Consider the following 17,572-nt stretch of genomic DNA (forward strand, 5'->3'; position numbering starts at 1 on the left):
GCAATATACCGTAAGAATATTATCCGATGAGGGTCATAAAGACGTGACTTGTTATGGCGGCAGCAGTCTTATGGATATATTCCGTCAGAACAACATCTATATCGAAGCTCCTTGTGGTGGAAAGGGGATTTGTGGAAAATGTAAAGTCCGGGTACGAAATGGCGAGGTATCAGATATGACCCATCTGGAATCCCAATTTTTGTCCCATAAGGAGAAGCAGGATGGCTATCGTCTGGCCTGTATGACCGGAATATTGGGAGATACGGAAGTAGTCATGGAGAACTATCTGGAAGGAGCTCAGATAATGTCCACAGGGATTGAATACTCTGTGGATATCTCTCCACAGATTGCCAAAAAATATATTGAATTGGATGTACCATCTGTGGATGACCAACGGGATGACCTCAAAAGGTTAGCCGATGCTTTGAAAACAGAAGCCCCGGAAGCTGGAATATTCCTGATAAGAAGGCTGCCTCAGGTGCTTAGGGATTCAGATTTTAAGGTGACAGTTGCCTATGATGGCAATAAGATATTGGATGTGGATAAAGGGGATACCTCTGATAAAATCTATGGGGTGGCGATAGATATAGGAACCACTACTGTAGTATGTTATCTGATGAATCTGATAACGGGTGCGCAGGTGGATGTAATATCCGGACTTAATGTTCAAAGGACCTATGGAGACGATGTGATATCCAGGATTCAGTATACTATGGAGAATATAGATGGGCTCTCCAGGCTAAGGCAGGGTATAGGTAACCAGATCTCAGAATTGATACATGGGTTGGCACGGAAGAATCATATTCCTATAGACGATATTTATAATGTGGTTATCGCTGGAAACACTATTATGAGTCATCTTCTATTGGGCATAACACCCGGACATATTGCTGCAGCTCCTTTTACCCCTGTTGCAACAAAGGCCCAGATATAACAATGCCCGGGATTTGGATCTAAGCCTGGGTCAGGCTTCCAGGGTGTTTGTGCTTCCTCATATCTCAGGCTATGTGGGCTCAGATATCGTGGCAGGAATTCTTGCTTCGGGCATGGATAGAAGTGAGGATGTCAGCCTGATGATAGATATTGGTACAAATGGTGAGATCGTATTGGGCAATAAGGATCGGATGGTGTGTTGCTCCACTGCTGCAGGACCAGCTTTTGAAGGAGCCAATATCCGTAATGGAATGGGCGGAATCAGTGGAGCTATCAATACTATTACGCTGGATGGAGAGAAACTCAGGTACACAACCATTGGCGATAAGGCCCCTTTAGGTATATGTGGCTCCGGAATTGTAGATGTCGTGGCAATGCTATTGGACCTTGGTATTGTAGATGAAACGGGCAGGCTACTTGATGAAAGGGAGATAGAGTCGGAGGTTGGGTCGAAGCTGGCCTGTAGGTTGAGGAAAGTGGAGGATGGGCTTTCTGCATTTACCATTGTTGATGAGGGATCCAGCGGTACCGGCGGGTCTATCGTGATAACCCAAAAGGATATTAGGGAGGTCCAATTGGCAAAGGCGGCAATTGCAGCGGGAATAAAGGTACTGGTAAGTAAGATTGGCAGGGAGATGGATGAGATAGCCAATCTCTATCTGGCGGGAGGGTTTGGCAGCTATATCGACAAAAGAAATGCCATTCGGATAGGCTTGATACCGCCGGAATTGCAGCACCGCATTATTGCACTAGGCAATGCCGCGGGAACTGGGGCAATGTTATCCCTGCTATCCCTGGCGGAGTATGAAAGGACGAATACCATCAAAGCGAAAGCGGAATATGTGGAATTGTCCTCCACGCCGGAATTTCAAAATGAATACGTGGATTCCATGTATTTTGAAAGTCCCTAAAAGAGCTATAAAGTACAAATAATATTAAGATTTTTCAATACCGGAAAGGGATAGCATGGTATCATAAAAGAGTAATACCTGTTGTCTATTTACTTATACGTTTCTTCTTAATATAATAGATTAGTAGACTGAATCAAATTGCAGGAAGCGTGATATCATGACTTATTGGAATGAAGCAGTAAAAGTAGGGAATGACATGGGTTTTGATATAGAAAAGGCAGCTAAAGCGATAGAACACTATGGAAGAGTTGCCGGAGTAGGAACAAGTATCATCGATAGCAGAGGCGCCCTTGTCTATAGCATCGGAGATTCAGGAACTGGTTGTAAGTTTTGCAGGCAGGTTCGGGAACTTTTGGACTGTGAAGGAGATTACTGCGAAAAAGTTCATCTATACGGCGGCTATCAATCGGAGAGATTTGAAGGAAAATATATTTTTTTCTGTCCGTTTGGTCTGGTACATTGGGCTTCGCCTATAACTTTGGAGGGAATGGTCAGAGGATATCTATTATGCGGACCTGGTTTAATGGTGGAAGCTGATGATTTTCTATTGGATGATCTCCTGTTAAAAAATCATATCAAAGAGGAACATCTGGATCAGTTAATGGAAAATTTAAAGTCTATTCCAGTAATTCCACCCGATAAGGTTACCAGCCTGTCAGAGCTTTTATTTATGGTAGCTTCCCAACTATCGCATATATCGGATGCAGAGTATTTACAATATTTGGATAGGACGGAATTCTACCATAATCAATCCGATATATCTGGGTACATTCATAAGATAAAGGCCATGGATGAAAAACAGTCCGGTATTTCCTCTTACCCCTTTGAGAAGGAAAAGGAACTGCTATCCTGCATTGCAAAGGGGGATAAAAAGGGTTCTCAAACCATTCTCAACGAAGTGCTGGGACATATTTTCTTTTCCAGTGGCGGGGACTTTGAGACCATAAGAGCAAGGATTTTGGAGCTCATCGTTCTTCTTTCCCGTGCAGCTCTGGAAGGGGGTGCCGATGTGGAACAGATATTTGGGCTGAACTATAAATATTTAAATACCATCCACAACTTTAATACTGTAGAAGAGCTGACTTACTGGCTATCCAAGATAATGATCAGGTTTACAGACTGCGTATTTAATTTAAAGGACATCAAACATGTGGATGTGATATATAAAGCAGTTGGTTATATCAAACAGAATTACATGAAAAAAATTACACTGGAGGAGGTAGCTTCGCATGTATATTTGAGCCCATCCTACTTTAGCAAGATATTTAAGGACGATATGAAGTGTAATTTTAATACTTATGTAAACCACATTAGAGTGGAGCGAAGTAAACAATTATTACGAAACGATAACATAAATCTTGTGGATGTCTCTAATATGGTAGGTTATGAAGATCAAAGCTATTTTTCCAAGGTATTTAAAAAGATTGTGGGTGTTACCCCTGGTAAATTCAGGTACACCAGGGGGAAGTATAACTTTCAGGAGGCGGAATAATGGATTTATTAAGTGAGATTTCTGGATTCCTACAACAGGGAAGAGCAAAGAATGTTAAAGAATTGGTTCAAAAAGCCATAGATGAGGGGATGGATCCTAAAAGCATTCTAGATCATGGACTTCTGGACGGCATGGGTATAATAGGTGAGAAGTTTAAAAACAATGAGGTTTACGTACCCGAAGTGCTTATCGCTGCCAGGGCTATGTATGCCGGAATGGAAGTTTTAAAGCCCATTCTTACTCAGACCGGTGTTGAGTCGAAAGGTAAGGTAGTACTTGGCACCGTAAAGGGAGATCTTCATGATATAGGTAAAAACCTGGTAAGGATGATGATGGAAGGGAGAGGTTTGGAAGTAATCGATTTGGGCATTGATGTATCCCCTGAGAAGTTTGTTGAGGCAGCTAAGGAGAACAATGCACAGATCATCGCTTGCTCTGCACTGCTTACCACTACTATGACTGAAATGAAGAATGTAGTTGAGACAGCAAAGGAGTCGGGAATAAGGGATCAGGTTACCATTATGGTGGGTGGTGCACCTGTAACCGATAATTTCTGTAAGAGCATAGGCGCTGATATCTACACGCCCGATGCAGCATCAGCAGCGGAAGAGGCAGCAAGGGTTTGTGCCAGTGCTTAATGAATCAAGTTTTATAACGTTTTGTGGAAAAATGGTACGGGAAGAGCATACTTCGTACCATTTTTTCGCTTTGTAGCTGTGGCGGATCATTGGATGGGAGGAAGATTATGGCTCACACAATATTGGACGATATCGAATTCAAGATAGATAAAAACCGTCTTTTTCAAAAAATACACATCGATCCCGCAGGGGAAGACGGGGAGCGGGTACTGGCGCTGATCAATAAAGCAGAAGCCATAGGAAAGCCCAGAGCGCTCTATACCCTGTCTTACATTGACGGCAAGGAAAATGATTATGTTGTTGTAGACGGAGTGAAGCTGACAAGCCGCGTTATGCGGGTCAATTTCGACAAGATCGATAGGGTATTTCCCCATGTGGCCACTTGCGGCAGGGAACTTCATGAATGGGCAGAAGGAATGGACGATATTTTGGATAAATATTGGGCCGGTACCATAATGGAAATGGCACTTGAAACGGCAAGGAATCAGATCCGCAGACATATTGAGGAGAATTATCATATCGGTAAGTCCAGGTCAATGAACCCAGGATCTCTGGAAGATTGGCCTATCGGGCAGCAGAAGGAACTTTTCCGTATATTGGGGGATGTTCAGAATGCGATAGGAGTTGAGCTCACCGACAGTTGTCTGATGATTCCAATGAAGTCTGCGTCGGGTATCCTGTTTCAAACAGAATCCGATTTTGAGAACTGTCAGTTATGTCCTGGAAAGAACTGTCCCAATCGCAGAGCTGAGTATAAGGAGCATCTGTATGAGGAGAAATATAGTTTGAAAAAAAGATAAACGATCCCTTAATCTTTACCATGAGTGGCATAGGGAATAATGCCTTATTTTGCTTTTGTTTTGCTTTTGAATAGTCTTAGTTGCCAGTACGTTTATATGGCTTCTTTTCATCAGTCAACCCCACAAGATAATCTACACTTGTATTGTAAAAAAGTGCTAGATTAACCATTATATGAAGCGGCACATCTCGTTTTCCTATCTCATACTTGGAGTAAAGGGATTGATCACAACTAAGATAGTTGGCAATTTGCGTCTGTGTTAAATCATTATCTTCACGCATGTCGCGTATTTTAAGCCTCATAAAATCTCACCTCGATTTTATTATAAAGTAGGGCAAATAAACCATTGACATTTAGGACTATGTGTCCTATAATGAAAAGGAGATGGGGGAAATGCCCATTCATCATGTGGATAAGTTTTCAGTTGTCTAATGAGAATTCTTGATGTGTTCAACAATAATGAAGGTACTACTGGTGTATGGCATGATTCTACTGCATAAGCATGAACCGTTTCCTCTTTTTAGTGCAATGAAATGTTGTATGGAAATCCTATCTTGAAATTTTCTGAGCCGGCCCCCCTATGGAGGTGAAGTTAAGTTCCGGATAGTAAAAAGTAAAGCCATGACAATAAAGTAAAGAAATGAACACCAAGACCGGGCAAGAGGTAAATGAAAGAAGATAAGGTAAAGAATAGACAATAGTATAAGATATATATTCATAGTATAATTTAGATGAAACAAAATATAATTTTGCATAAAAATTTAATGATCTATACAGTGGAATTGACAAAATAATGGGAGGGATAAGAAAAGAGTTTACTGAACGATAAGTATGCGGTCCGATTCAATATGAAAAAGGGGAGAGTGAAATATGAAAAAGAAGAGAATTATGTCCATGTTGCTTACAGGATTGTTGATAGTATCTTTACTGAGCGCCTGCAGACAGAAACCAGCCTCCTCCAGGAAAGTTCCATCCAAAGCGCAGGAACCTACCGCATCCGGCAGCTCAGCCGAAGAAACAAATGTGCAGGCAGGAGAGGAAAAAGGTTTACAGCCCTATAAGGAGCCGATTACTGTGTCTTTGTTTGCAAAGGTGGATTCCACCATGAATTTTAAGGATGGCGAAAGCATGGAGGATAATCTCTGGACGCGGCTTTGCAAGGACAAGCTCAATATCAATGTGGATTATAAATGGGTCGTGACTGATGATCAGTACAACCAGAAGATGAGCATCGCAATAGCGTCAAAGGCTTTTGCCGATATCATGAATTTCGGCGCCAGTGACAAGAATTTTAAACTTATGTATGATGCCGGATATTTAACAGATCTGACTTCGCTATATGATGAATATGCCAGCAAATACACAAAGAGCCTGTTGGAGGCAGACGATGGAACAGCGATTAATGGCGGAACTTTTGATGGGAATCTGGTGGGAATTCCTAATACAAATGCTTCCGTTGAGCAGTCGAACGTTCTCTGGATTCGAACAGACTGGCTTGAAAGGAGTGGAAAATCCGCACCAAAAACAATGGAAGAACTATATGATCTGGCAAAGATTTTCCAATCCGCCGATTATGATGGCGTAGGTACGATCTACGGAATTTCCATGGATAAAGGCAGCGAGACGAATGCAGTCTCTTCGGTGCCGGGTATTTTTACCGGATTCGGCGCTTATCCTACACGCTGGGTTGAAAAAGATGGAAAACTTGTGTATGGCAGCACACAGCCTGAGAACAAAAAGGCACTCTCTTATTTGGCGAAGTTGTATAGCGAAGGTCTGATCGATAAAGAGTATGGCGTTAAGGACGGCGCCAAAGTTGGCGAGGATGCATGTTCCGGTAAAATTGGACTTTATATAGGCGGTCATGCCTCTCCACTTTGGCCACTGAATGCAACGGTTAATGAAAAAGCGGATTGGACTCCTTATCCCATGCCTTCTGTAAGCGGGAAACCGCCCATTCAGATTGTTGGCTCTGCGGCGAGTAGTTATTACGTTGCGAACAAGGACTGTGAGCATCCGGAGGCGCTCTTTAAGCTGATGAATCTGTTTACCAAGATCTGTTTCAGCGACGAAGGTGATCCACTATACTTTATCACCAGTGAGGAATACTGCGAGCCGTTCAAGCTAGCTCCTGTGCAGGCCTGGCCGATGACAAAGAATATCGATGTATATAAAAGGATCAAGGAATATCGGGATACTAAGGACGAGTCCATCATCAATGCCAACGAAGAAACCCGGCAGATGTTTTCGTTCTGTAAGAAATATGATGAAACCGGAGTTCGTGAAGGCGGATGGGACTATAAGAGGGTTTTTGACGTAGGCGGTTCAGAGGCTGTACTGTCGGATTATCTTGATCACGGAGAAATCCAATATGATAGGTTCTATGGCGTTCCGACTGATACGATGTCCTCAAAGCTTTCCTCACTGCAGAAGCTGGAAGCAGAGACTTTCTCTCAGATCATCATGGGTGCCTCCTCTGTCGATGAATTTGACAAGTTCGTCTCTGAGTGGAATAAACTAGGAGGATCTAAAATAACAGATGAAGTGAATGACTGGGCAAAATCCAAGTAAATAATCGATATTGATATGAATACGGGAACCAGTATTTATGAGAATATCTGTTGAGTTTAAATGTTTCTGGTTCCCCATATATTTTATAATGAAGGAGGCTATTTATTTGATGCTGCAAAAAAGTGCAGTTGGGAGTGCGGATCAAAAAAAAGCAAGAACGAATAAAGTCAAGCTTCAACTTCCGCTGCATTTAATGATGATTCCAGGTGTTATCCTTGTTGTACTTTTTTGCTATATCCCTATGTTCGGTATTGTGATGGCCTTTCAGGATTATAATCCGCTTTTGGGCTTCTTCAAATCACCTTGGCTTGGATTTAATAATTTTACCTATATGTTCTCGATGCCGGATACGCTTCAGGTGGTTTGGAATACATTATATATTGCGATTTTAAAAATTATCGGCAATTTGCTGGTACCGATTGTTGTGGCGCTGCTACTGAATGAAATAGGTAGCCGGGTTTTTCAGCGTAGCCTGCAAACCATTATCTATCTGCCGTACTTTCTTTCGTGGATCATTTTGGCGACTGTATTTATCGATATTTTGTCACCGTCCTCCGGCGCTGTCAATAAGGTTCTGGGTTATCTTGGTGTGGAACCAATCTATTTTCTGGGCGATCAAAAATGGTTTCCAATCACTATGGTATTTACTGATATCTGGAAAGGCTTCGGATATGGCACTATCATTTATTTGGCTGCGCTTACTGGTATAGACCCAACATTATACGAGGCATCAGTAATTGATGGAGCAAATCGTTGGAAGCAGACTTGGCATGTTACACTGCCCGGTATTCGTAGCGTGGTGATTTTAATGATGACACTACAGTTGGGCAATGTACTGAACGCCGGCTTTGATCAGATCTTTAACCTACTTAGCCCCGTGGTCTATAAGACGGGGGATATTATCGATACTCTCGTGTACCGGATGGGCCTGATCAATACGCAGTATAGCTTGGCGACGGCGGTGGGGCTGTTCAAGTCGGTCATTTCCATGATTTTAATAGCATTGTCATATTGGCTGGCCGATAAGTTTGCCAATTACCGGATCTTTTGATCGGGAATGAAATACAATGAGAGAGGAGTAGGCTTCTGCCATGGATTCGGCGGTAGCTGTCATCGCTATGCTTTATAAAATAAGTGTGTCCAGAAAGTTTTTTTTAGTCTGTGACTATTTGATTCTGACTCTGATGGGGCTCTCGTGCTTTCTGCCGCTGCTGCATGTGCTGGCGCTGTCTTTCAGTTCCAGCTCCGCGGCTACGGCGGGTAAGGTTGGCCTGCTGCCGGTTAACTTGAATTTGAGTTCCTATCGATATGTGGCAGCCAAACCGGAGTTCTGGCGGGCAGCTGGGATTTCATTGCTGCGGGTATTGATCGGAGTACCACTTCAAATGCTCGTCACCGTGATGATTGCCTATCCGCTTTCCAAAGATAAAAACGAGTTCAGAGGGCGGAGCATCTATCTCTGGTTCTTTGTCGTAACGATGTTTTTCAGCGGCGGGCTGGTGCCGACCTATCTGACGATTAATGCGCTGGGCTTGATCGACAACTTCTTTGCATTGATCCTTCCAGGCGCAGTATCAATGTTCAATGTAATCATTTTACTGAATTTTTTCAGGGGATTACCGAGAGAATTGGAGGAAGCTGCTCAAATTGATGGTGCTGGCTACTGGACATGTCTATGGAGGATATTTGTTCCGCTGTCCAAGCCGGCAATGGCAACGCTGGTTCTTTTCAGCGCTGTCGGGCACTGGAATGCCTGGTTCGATGGTCTCATCTATATGAATAAAACCAGTAATTATCCATTGCAAAGTTATCTGCAGACCGTCGTGGTCGCAAAGGATTTAACCATGATTACCAGTGCCGAGATGATGTCCTTAAAGGATATCTCAGATCAGACGAATCGGGCCGCACAGGTTTTCCTGGCTATGCTTCCGATCATCTGTGTTTATCCGTTTTTACAGAAGTATTTCACAAAAGGCATTGTGCTGGGCAGCGTAAAAGGTTAGAGTTAATTACAGTAGGAGGTTATCTGATGCAGTATCCGATTCATTTTATCAAAGTCGGCAACGAGTATGCCGATGTAGATCATTTGGTGCCGGCTCCGTATATACGAAAAAGTTTTTGGATTGATGCGCAGGTAAAAGCGGCCAAATTGCTGATCACCGGCCTTGGCTTTTACCGTATATTCGTGAATGGACGGGAAATCACCAAGGGGATTCTGGCTCCGTATATCAGTAATCCGGATGATCTGGTCTATTATGACAGCTATGATGTCACGAAGCAGCTTACGGACGGCGAAAACGTGATCGGGGTGATGCTGGGCAATGGTATGCAGAATGCTTTTGGCGGGTATATCTGGGATTTTGATAAGGCCCGCTGGCGGGATGTGCCAATGACAGCTTTTCGGCTGGACTGTGAGTTCGTATCGGGAAAACGCATGTCTGTGGAAAGCGATGAGTCCTGCAAAGTACATTCCTCTCCGCTGCTCTTCGATGAGCTTCGCTGTGGAGAATACTATGACGCCCGTCTTGAGATTCCAGGGTGGTGCACGCCTGGGTTCGATGACAGCGGCTGGGCGAATGCACTGAGAGCTGTTCCGCCCCGGGGCGAGCTGAGGATTTGCGAGGCGGAGCCGATCGTGAAATCCGCAGAGATTACAGCGGTTTCCATTGTTCCGTATCAGAACGGTTACCTCTATGATTTTGGTGTCAACTCAGCCGGTGTCTGCCGTCTGCGTATTGAAGGCGAAGCCGGTCAGGAAATCGTAATGCACCATTGTGAGTGGTATCACGATGGGATTCTGGAGCAGAAGAATATCAACTTTGAGGATCGTGGCGATCCTCGCGCCAAGCTGGTGCAGGTTGGCCGCTATACCTGCCGGGGTGGTTCGCCCGAAAGTTATAGCCCGGCCTTTGCCTATTACGGCTTTCGCTATGTGTATGTGGAGGGAATCACCCCGTCACAGGCTACACCGGCGCTTTTGACCTATGAAGTGATGCATTCCGATCTGGAGGAAAGGGGAGGCTTTCGCTGCTCTGATAAAACTGCCAACAAACTGCAGGAGCTTACACGACGTTCAACCCTTGCCAATTTTTATTATTTTCCAACAGACTGTCCGCACCGTGAGAAAAATGGCTGGACTGGTGATGCAGCCATGTCCGCCGAGCATACGCTTTTGAATCTGTCTGCTGAAAAATCGTACCGGGAATGGCTTCGGAATATAACAGCGGCACAGAATAAGCAGGGTGCTCTGCCGGGTATTGTTCCCACCGGTGGCTGGGGTTTTACGTGGGGGAATGGCCCTGCGTGGGACTGCGTCCTAATATATCTGCCGTACTATATCTATAAGCTGCGGGGCGATCGGGAAGTCGTCCGGGAAAACGAGGCGGCAATCTTCCGGTATCTGCACTACATGAATACCCGGCGGGATGAGCGCGGACTTGTAGCCATCGGTCTGGGGGATTGGTGCCAGCCCGGCCATGCTCCGGATAAACCAAAATCACCGCTCGTGGTAACGGACACCGCTATTTGTCTGGATATCGCTGCAAAATCCGCCGAGCTTTTTGACGCATTGGGCATGAGGGAGGAAAAGCGCTATGCGCGGGATTTATGGGAAGGCCTTCGCGCTTCCTTTCGGCGTTATCTGATCGATTTTCCGACAATGACGGTAAGCGGCGCCTGCCAGACTTCACAGGCTGCGGCTATTTATTTTGATATATTTGATTCGGCGGAAAAACAGGCTGCTTTTGAACGGTTAAAGGAATTTATCGCACAGGAGAACGGACATCTTGACGCCGGCATGATCGGCCTTCGAATCCTTTTCCATGTTCTGTCCGATTTTGGTGAGGCTGATCTCGCCTATCAAATGATTACCCGACCGGACTTTCCTTCTTATGGAAACTGGGTAGCATCGGGTGCGACCTCCCTGCGGGAAATGTTCCAGCAGGAAGGAGAAAATGCGGGATCCTTGAATCATCATTTCTTCGGTGATATCAGCAGCTGGTTTATTCAGGGTGTGGCTGGCATTGTGCCGAATCCCTACGGAGAAGGTTGTGATACGCTGGCCATCCGGCCCAATTTTATAACCGGTTTGTCCTATGCAGAGGCCTATCATCAGGCGCCGGCTGGTCGGATAGAGGTAAAGTGGGAGCGTGAGAAAGAGGAGGTCCTGCTTACCGTAACTGCGCCCGCCACCATAACAGGTGTCATCCGCATGCCAAAGGGATGGACGCTAGCATCGGGTTTGTCCGAAATGCCTCTTTCCAGCGGTCGGTATCGGTGCAAAACAGCCTCTGCCTGTGAGTATTCTGCCGGCCAGTAATAGAGGAATAATGAAAATGCCGGGGACTACTCCCCGGCATTTTACATGGAACTCCAGCGTAATTCATGTCAAGTAGAATAGAGGAGTTCTTTTATACCACGGGGGGACAGTATAAAAGGAAGAAAGTGTGGATTGGATGTGACAAAATTGTTCCGCGGACGGAAATTGAAGAGTTCAATTCTTATGAAGCTGCTGTTGATTTATGTAGGTGTACTCCTGCCGGTTTTCACTTTGTTTATCACCTTATATCAATACTCGTTTCATTACTTGAAAGATCAGACAGCTGCGCTTTTGTCATCTCAATCAGAATTCTTTTTGGACGGGTGGGATACGGAAACAGAAAACATACAGAAAATTATGTATCTGTATACCATTGATGACGATATCGAAGCTCTTTCCCAGATTCCGTATGGTATTTCCTCCTATGAAAAGGCACGTCGGATTAACGGTATATCCAAACGATTGGCTCATATTATGTATTGTAACTCCTATATTACCAATGTGTCTGTTTATATTCCCGCCGTCAATCAAAAAATTTCAGCTATTGGCACTACGGAGCCAATAGACTATCCCTGTTATTCCTATATTCATCGCCGTGCCAGGGAAGCTCACAGTCCTTATATATGTAATTACCCTGGCTTGGATTCCGATTCCATTTTAAGCATAATGATGTATCCGCCGATGTCGGATGGGGCTACCACACCCGACAGTTTTCTTCTTGCAGCTACTCTTTCCAGGAAAAGAATTCAGGCAGACCTGCAATCGTTGAGTGTCACACCAGGGTCTTTTACGGTGCTGTTTGATAACAACAGGCAGTTCTGTATTTCTTCCAATCCGGATATGAAGTTGCCGAAGGAACTCCTGGTTTCCGGATCAGCGGAAACCAATCAGTTTACGCCAGTTCGGATGGGAAGCAAAGACTATCAGTATTATATTACCGGCTCTGCCAGCGGTTATTTCTTCATGGCTACCTTTGTACCGGAAAATGAGATCTATCCATATAGCCGTATGTTCACGATACTGGGCATTGTATCTGGCTTTATGGGTTTATTCTGTCTTGTGTTCATTTTCGTTCAGGTACGTTCTCTGATCGATAAACCGATTCAAACGCTGTGCAAGGTCTTTGCCAAAGTCGAAAACCCAAAACTGGAGCCTTACAATGGTTACACCAGAAAAGACGAATTTCAAACTCTGTTCAGCAGCTACAATGCGATGGCCAGGCGAATCAATGGTCTTGTGGAGGAGGTCTATATCCAGAAGATACTCAAGCAGGAGTCCGAGTTCAAACAGCTGCAGTCGCAGATCAATCCCCATTTTCTGTACAACAGCTTCTTTACTCTGTCATTGTTGGCAAGAAAAGGGGATCTCCAAAATACGGCGAAGTTCTCCCATTACCTGGGAGAATATTTTCGCTATATCACACGTGACGCAAAGGAAGAGGTTTCGCTTGAAACGGAGATTCACCATGCGAAGCAATACGCAGAAATTCAGAAGATCCGGTTCGGGAACCGAATTGCCATCACGTTTATGTCCGTTCCTCAGGAGTGTACTGCTTGGCAGGTTCCCAAGTTGATTTTGCAGCCACTGTTGGAAAATTCTTTTGCGCACGGACTTGAAAATAAGATCAGTGGCGGTATACTGATGGTATCTTATCAGTCGACAAGGGATGGATTATGGATTCATATAGAAGATAATGGAGAAAACCCGACTTCGTCCGAATTGGAAGACTTGCGTGAAAAGCTCAATAAGTTGTCCCCTGTCACAGAGATAACGGCGCTTCTTAATATCAATCGCCGCTTGCAGCTGTATTACGGGGAATGTGATTGCCTGCGTATTGACCGGAGCAGGTTTGGCGGCTGGAAGGTTTCTGTTAAAATTTTACCGGCAAGGAGGAATCGACATGTGCCGGATCCTGGTTGTAGATGATGAACAGCTTATCGCAGACAGCATTGCCGAGATTTTGCAGGAGGAAATAAAAGGGGAAATAGAGGTTGCCTGTCGGTATACCGCAGTGGATGCTTTGCTTTTTCTCGGACATGTCAAAACCGACATTGTTATCACGGATGTGAAAATGCCGGGAATGGATGGAACACAGCTCCTGGATGAAATTGTAAAAAGATGGTCGGAATGCTATATCGTTTTTTTGACCGGGTATAAAGATTTTGAGCCGATTTATAAAGCCAGTCGCTATAAAAGGGTTCGATATTTGCTGAAATCGGAAGGGCCTGACGCTGTTGTTTCTGTTGTCAGACAGCTGATAGAAGAAATAGCTGATCCAGATGCTGATTTGAATCAGCGGCTGGATGAACAGGAGATTGCCGGAGCTAAATGGCTGCGTTCGCTTTTAGCCGGCTATGAGGAGAGCTGTTGCGAAAAGTATGCATGGTACAGACATGTTGATCCAGAAAAAAGCTTTCTGCTGGTTTTTAGCACGATTCCGGAGTCCTGCGAAAAGTGTGTCAATCCAGTTCTGGAATTTTATCAGCTGAAAGACCTTGCGGTACGGCATTTAAGTCGCTTCTGTCAATTTATGCAAATTTATTATGCGTTTGGAACCGAAATATGGATGCTGCAGAGTCATGATCTCCGTGCGCTTTTGAAGGATATCAGGAAGCCGCTGGCAGAGCTCCAGAATAAAGCGGCTGAAATGAAGATTCAGCGTAATTTTTTGCTCATCCGCCAACCCTTGTCGCGTAAGACATGTAGAGGGGAGATGACTTTGTTCTCCACATTGATCGTGCGTGCCGCAAAAAGTAGTGATGCAGTTTCAATTGAGAATATATGGGAAAAAGAAGACCTGGAGCTGCGACCACTTCAGAATGCGTTTAAGAAATATCTTGAACTTATCAGTATTGCACTGGACATCAAAAACCGTTCTTTATTTAATTATGCATGGGAGCAGGTTTCGGATGCCATATACAAAATCGATGGACTCAGTAAAGAATCGACTGATGCTTGCCTTTCCGATCTTGATATGTTGATCCAAAATATGGAAATAAAGAGAGGATATAAAAGCAGAGAGCCGATAAAGTATGAGAACTTTTCTTCTGTCATATATGAAGATACGGAGGACTGTATGGCGGTTGTTCAAAAACTGCAGAAGAGGTTTCATTCTGTTTTGGACAGGCAGGAGGAAGAAGACAACCATGCTTTAGGAGGCCGTCTTGGGAAAATCGATCGTTACATAGAGAAAAACATGCAGGGGGATTGCTCTTTAAGTACCGTAGCGGGAATTGTGCATTTCAATCCTTCTTATTTTTCAAGGATTTTCAAGAATGAGATGCATCAGAGCTTTTCAGAATATGTGAATGAAAAAAGACTGGCAGCGGCCAGGTATCTTTTGTTAAATTCGGATATGAAAATACAACAGATTTGTAAAAAAACGAGTGGATATTCTACGGCGAATTTCAGCCGGCATTTTAAATATGCTACTGGAATGACACCGCAGGAATACAGACGATCTTATTCCGACGGGGTGGATGCTTCCGGATTAAGCTCCACTGGGATGATTCACTGACCTATCCGAATCTGGTGGCAGTTTGTTATAAATTCTATCAATATGATTGAGGCGTCGAAAGACGCTTAAAATATAGTTGAACCTTGAAAATTTAACACACTTATTTCCCATATGGATATATTTAGAAGTGAAGCTTGTTATATATACCCATCTTGAGCTTATTGGCAGAGGATTCCTGCATACTTCTCAGGCCATTCCAGGATTTTGGGCATACGGATTCCCGCTCTGTAGATATGTACAAAGCTTTTTGAAATTCAATGATGCTATCTTGAAACCGAACAGATGCTTGGTTGGAATTTTCCTCCTGACCGGCATATGGTCAACCCTGTATTTTTGCCTCAGGATGGAAGGGATTGATTCCACTCCGTTTCGTATGGCCGATAGTATTCTGAAACTTTCTGTATCACGATGACGCTGCTGTTTTGCCCTCTCTCCGGATCTTATAGAAACCGTGATTCTTGCTGTCTGCTTGAAAATCTTTGGCTGGCATTTATCACGGTAAGCACAGTTCTCACAAGTGCTTCTTGGAAAGGAAACATTGCACTGTTCAGTCTGTCTTACATAGTTGCAGGACTTGGGCTTCTCTCCATTTGCGCATCGCAGAACGCGATCTCCTCTTTCATTGAATTCAAAGTCAGCGTAGATATCCTTTGTTTTCCGACCGGTAAGCCCAGTGGTTACAAGCTCTATATTCTTCTTATCTGCAGCTTTCATATGATCCGTCCCGCTGTAGCCGTCGTCTGCCACCAGTACTTCTCTTTCGGGCAGTGTTTCCGTTTTTGAAAGAGACTCATCCAGAAACTGACCGTCGCTGTGATTGTTTTGATCATACTGATAGTCGGGGATTAGCGAGCCACTTTCCCCAACGGATTCCGTTACATTGGCAACGTACCCTCTGTGCTGCTTCCCGTTTTTATTACGGAAGGTTGCATCCGGATCGGCCGGATTCTGCAGTATGGATGAATTCATGGATGAGTCAGACTTTTCTTTCAGGTGATAATCTCCTTGCTCGTTTAACACCCGCAGCAGAAGATGGTATTCGCTGGCATCATCATATTTTCCTGAGCACAATGGTAAAAGTTCTTTGGCGTCCTTCAATACCTGGTCAATGCGGTCTGATGTCTTTTCACTCCGGTTATGATAGATTACAGTGTTCCGGTTATCCTTGCTGCAGTAGTGCTTCAGGTTTTCCGGAAGTATTTCCGAATTGTCCCGAGCAAGAAGGTTGACCATATTGGAGACACATGTGTAAAGCAGCTCCAATCGGCTCATCTTTTTAATATTGGATGCCACCATCAAGGAGTCCATCCGTTTCAAATGGGAGTTGACCTCCATAATCTCTGCGATTTCCCTGGACAGGGAGATGACACAGTCATGAATCAGGTCAATGCCCGTCTCCTCTTCATAGGCGGTGCAGCGGGCCCGAAACCTTCCAAGACTTCGGTCACTTAATGGCTGTTCCGCAAAGCTGGTGGTATGAAGGGCTACCTGATAGCGAACATCGAACATCAGGGACTCCTGCATATCATCATCTGACTGCCCAAGAAACGGAACTGTCACAGGAAAAAACCGTTATCACCCATATCAAGGATGGATTTGACTTTCTGGGCTAAAACATACGGAAATATAATGACATGATTCAGGCGTCAAAAGGTCAAATATCAAAAAGGCTAATTGATTAATTTTGTACCTTGAAAATTCAACACAATATCCCCAAAAGTGCCTTGAAATCTGATAGAATGAAGGTATCAGATTATGGAGGCATGCAGCGTGTTTGTAGCAAATGATAGGCAGCAAATGGCAATGGGTGATTCCACCTCAAACCGTTTGCACTGCCTTAAATGCTGTCTTTGATCTCAGACTGGACAGAAAATACTATCAGCCTAAAGAGCTGAACAAAAAAATTAAAAAAATTTTAGGATAGAAATTCAATACAACATTCCATCACACTGTAACAGAGGTTAGAAGCCGCACAGTCATGCGGTTTCTAACCTCTCTATCTTTTTACAACTGTCGAAGACGGGATATTATCATCCCAAATCCCCTTAGTAAAGGCTTTTGAGACAAGTTTTCGTATGCGTTTACCCTGGCCTTCAGCTATCGCTCCTAGAGTAAGTCCATGCTAAAGCTGAACCGATATCTTAAAAAGGGAGAGACTCATCCTTGCAGCAGGTAATCGATGGAACAGATCGATGATGGATTTAGTTAACCCTTGAAGCTATCGAAGGATTCGTCATGTGCAGCTGTATTGCAATGGGTACTGTACAAATACAATTTTAGCCTTGCTTTTTTCCAGTCGGTTTCCCAATCTGTTTTACCTTATCTTCAAACTCCGTCCAGGACCATTGTGTCAGAGGCTACCGTGGTCGCTTATTTGTGTAAGCCTATTTTTC

Annotated in this window: 13 protein-coding genes; 11 read left to right on the forward strand and 2 right to left on the reverse strand. The window is 44.2% G+C overall.

What is annotated here, in order from left to right:
* Positions 1-70: 70 nt before the first annotated feature.
* From QBE55_06140 to QBE55_06160, 5 genes are all read left to right on the forward strand, one after another.
* Positions 71-934: a 2Fe-2S iron-sulfur cluster-binding protein gene (locus QBE55_06140; GenBank protein ID WZL79707.1), complete on the forward strand. Its 864-nt coding sequence runs from the start codon at positions 71-73 to the stop codon at positions 932-934.
* A 13-nt stretch (positions 935-947) separates the two neighbouring features.
* Positions 948-1,844 carry an ASKHA domain-containing protein gene (locus tag QBE55_06145; GenBank protein WZL79708.1) on the forward strand — a complete coding sequence of 299 codons (897 nt, stop codon included), beginning with the start codon at positions 948-950 and terminating at the stop codon, positions 1,842-1,844.
* 157 nt (positions 1,845-2,001) lie between these two features.
* Positions 2,002-3,336: a PocR ligand-binding domain-containing protein gene (locus tag QBE55_06150; protein WZL79709.1), complete on the forward strand. Its 1,335-nt coding sequence runs from the start codon at positions 2,002-2,004 to the stop codon at positions 3,334-3,336.
* Positions 3,336-3,974, forward strand: coding sequence for a corrinoid protein (locus QBE55_06155; protein ID WZL79710.1), 639 nt, complete (start codon positions 3,336-3,338; stop codon positions 3,972-3,974). Before QBE55_06150 ends, QBE55_06155 begins: the two co-directional genes overlap by 1 nt.
* 107 nt (positions 3,975-4,081) lie before the next feature.
* Complete coding sequence (locus QBE55_06160) at positions 4,082-4,774, forward strand: vitamin B12 dependent-methionine synthase activation domain-containing protein (protein WZL79711.1); 693 nt, start codon at positions 4,082-4,084, stop codon at positions 4,772-4,774.
* 76 nt (positions 4,775-4,850) lie between these two features.
* On the opposite strand, the gene QBE55_06165 is transcribed toward QBE55_06160, so the two are convergent.
* A complete protein-coding gene (locus QBE55_06165) occupies positions 4,851-5,075 on the reverse strand; it encodes a helix-turn-helix transcriptional regulator (protein WZL79712.1) in 225 nt (74 codons plus the stop codon).
* Positions 5,076-5,643: 568 nt separating this feature from the next.
* Between QBE55_06165 and QBE55_06170 the strand changes: the two genes are divergently transcribed.
* The 6 genes from QBE55_06170 (at position 5,644) to QBE55_06195 (ending at position 15,179) form a co-directional block, all read left to right on the forward strand.
* Positions 5,644-7,344, forward strand: coding sequence for an extracellular solute-binding protein (locus tag QBE55_06170; protein ID WZL79713.1), 1,701 nt, complete (start codon positions 5,644-5,646; stop codon positions 7,342-7,344).
* Positions 7,345-7,453: 109 nt separating this feature from the next.
* Positions 7,454-8,395: an ABC transporter permease subunit gene (locus tag QBE55_06175; protein WZL79881.1), complete on the forward strand. Its 942-nt coding sequence runs from the start codon at positions 7,454-7,456 to the stop codon at positions 8,393-8,395.
* Positions 8,396-8,435: 40 nt separating this feature from the next.
* Positions 8,436-9,347, forward strand: coding sequence for a carbohydrate ABC transporter permease (locus QBE55_06180; protein ID WZL79714.1), 912 nt, complete (start codon positions 8,436-8,438; stop codon positions 9,345-9,347).
* A gap of 26 nt (positions 9,348-9,373) precedes the next feature.
* On the forward strand, positions 9,374-11,662 hold the full coding sequence (locus QBE55_06185; GenBank protein WZL79715.1) for a family 78 glycoside hydrolase catalytic domain: 2,289 nt from the start codon (positions 9,374-9,376) through the stop codon (positions 11,660-11,662).
* A 183-nt stretch (positions 11,663-11,845) separates the two neighbouring features.
* Positions 11,846-13,588: a histidine kinase gene (locus QBE55_06190; GenBank protein WZL79716.1), complete on the forward strand. Its 1,743-nt coding sequence runs from the start codon at positions 11,846-11,848 to the stop codon at positions 13,586-13,588.
* Positions 13,563-15,179, forward strand: a complete 1,617-nt coding sequence (locus QBE55_06195; GenBank protein WZL79717.1) for a helix-turn-helix domain-containing protein — start codon at positions 13,563-13,565, stop codon at positions 15,177-15,179. The genes QBE55_06190 and QBE55_06195 overlap by 26 nt, the downstream gene beginning before the upstream one ends.
* Before the next feature lie 186 nt (positions 15,180-15,365).
* Here the strand turns inward: QBE55_06195 and QBE55_06200 are convergent, their stop codons facing one another.
* Positions 15,366-16,688, reverse strand: coding sequence for a transposase (locus tag QBE55_06200; GenBank protein WZL79718.1), 1,323 nt, complete (start codon positions 16,686-16,688; stop codon positions 15,366-15,368).
* Between the last annotated feature and the right edge of the window lie 884 nt (positions 16,689-17,572).

The sequence above is a fragment of the Eubacteriales bacterium mix99 genome, assembly GCA_038396605.1.
In the GTDB taxonomy this organism is placed as follows: Bacteria; Bacillota; Clostridia; order Caldicoprobacterales; family DTU083; genus UBA4874.

What these genes read in the sequence shown, in the direction of transcription:
- QBE55_06140 (WZL79707.1), top strand. Translation starts at nt 71, where the DNA reads ATGGATATATTCCGTCAGAACAACATCTATATCGAAGCTCCTTGTGGT.
- QBE55_06150 (WZL79709.1), top strand. Translation starts at nt 2,002, where the DNA reads ATGACTTATTGGAATGAAGCAGTAAAAGTAGGGAATGACATGGGTTTT.
- QBE55_06155 (WZL79710.1), top strand. Translation starts at nt 3,336, where the DNA reads ATGGATTTATTAAGTGAGATTTCTGGATTCCTACAACAGGGAAGAGCA.
- QBE55_06160 (WZL79711.1), top strand. Translation starts at nt 4,082, where the DNA reads ATGGCTCACACAATATTGGACGATATCGAATTCAAGATAGATAAAAAC.
- QBE55_06165 (WZL79712.1), bottom strand. Translation starts at nt 5,075, where the DNA reads ATGAGGCTTAAAATACGCGACATGCGTGAAGATAATGATTTAACACAG.
- QBE55_06170 (WZL79713.1), top strand. Translation starts at nt 5,644, where the DNA reads ATGAAAAAGAAGAGAATTATGTCCATGTTGCTTACAGGATTGTTGATA.
- QBE55_06175 (WZL79881.1), top strand. Translation starts at nt 7,454, where the DNA reads ATGCTGCAAAAAAGTGCAGTTGGGAGTGCGGATCAAAAAAAAGCAAGA.
- QBE55_06180 (WZL79714.1), top strand. Translation starts at nt 8,436, where the DNA reads ATGGATTCGGCGGTAGCTGTCATCGCTATGCTTTATAAAATAAGTGTG.
- QBE55_06185 (WZL79715.1), top strand. Translation starts at nt 9,374, where the DNA reads ATGCAGTATCCGATTCATTTTATCAAAGTCGGCAACGAGTATGCCGAT.
- QBE55_06190 (WZL79716.1), top strand. Translation starts at nt 11,846, where the DNA reads ATGAAGCTGCTGTTGATTTATGTAGGTGTACTCCTGCCGGTTTTCACT.
- QBE55_06195 (WZL79717.1), top strand. Translation starts at nt 13,563, where the DNA reads ATGTGCCGGATCCTGGTTGTAGATGATGAACAGCTTATCGCAGACAGC.
- QBE55_06200 (WZL79718.1), bottom strand. Translation starts at nt 16,688, where the DNA reads ATGTTCGATGTTCGCTATCAGGTAGCCCTTCATACCACCAGCTTTGCG.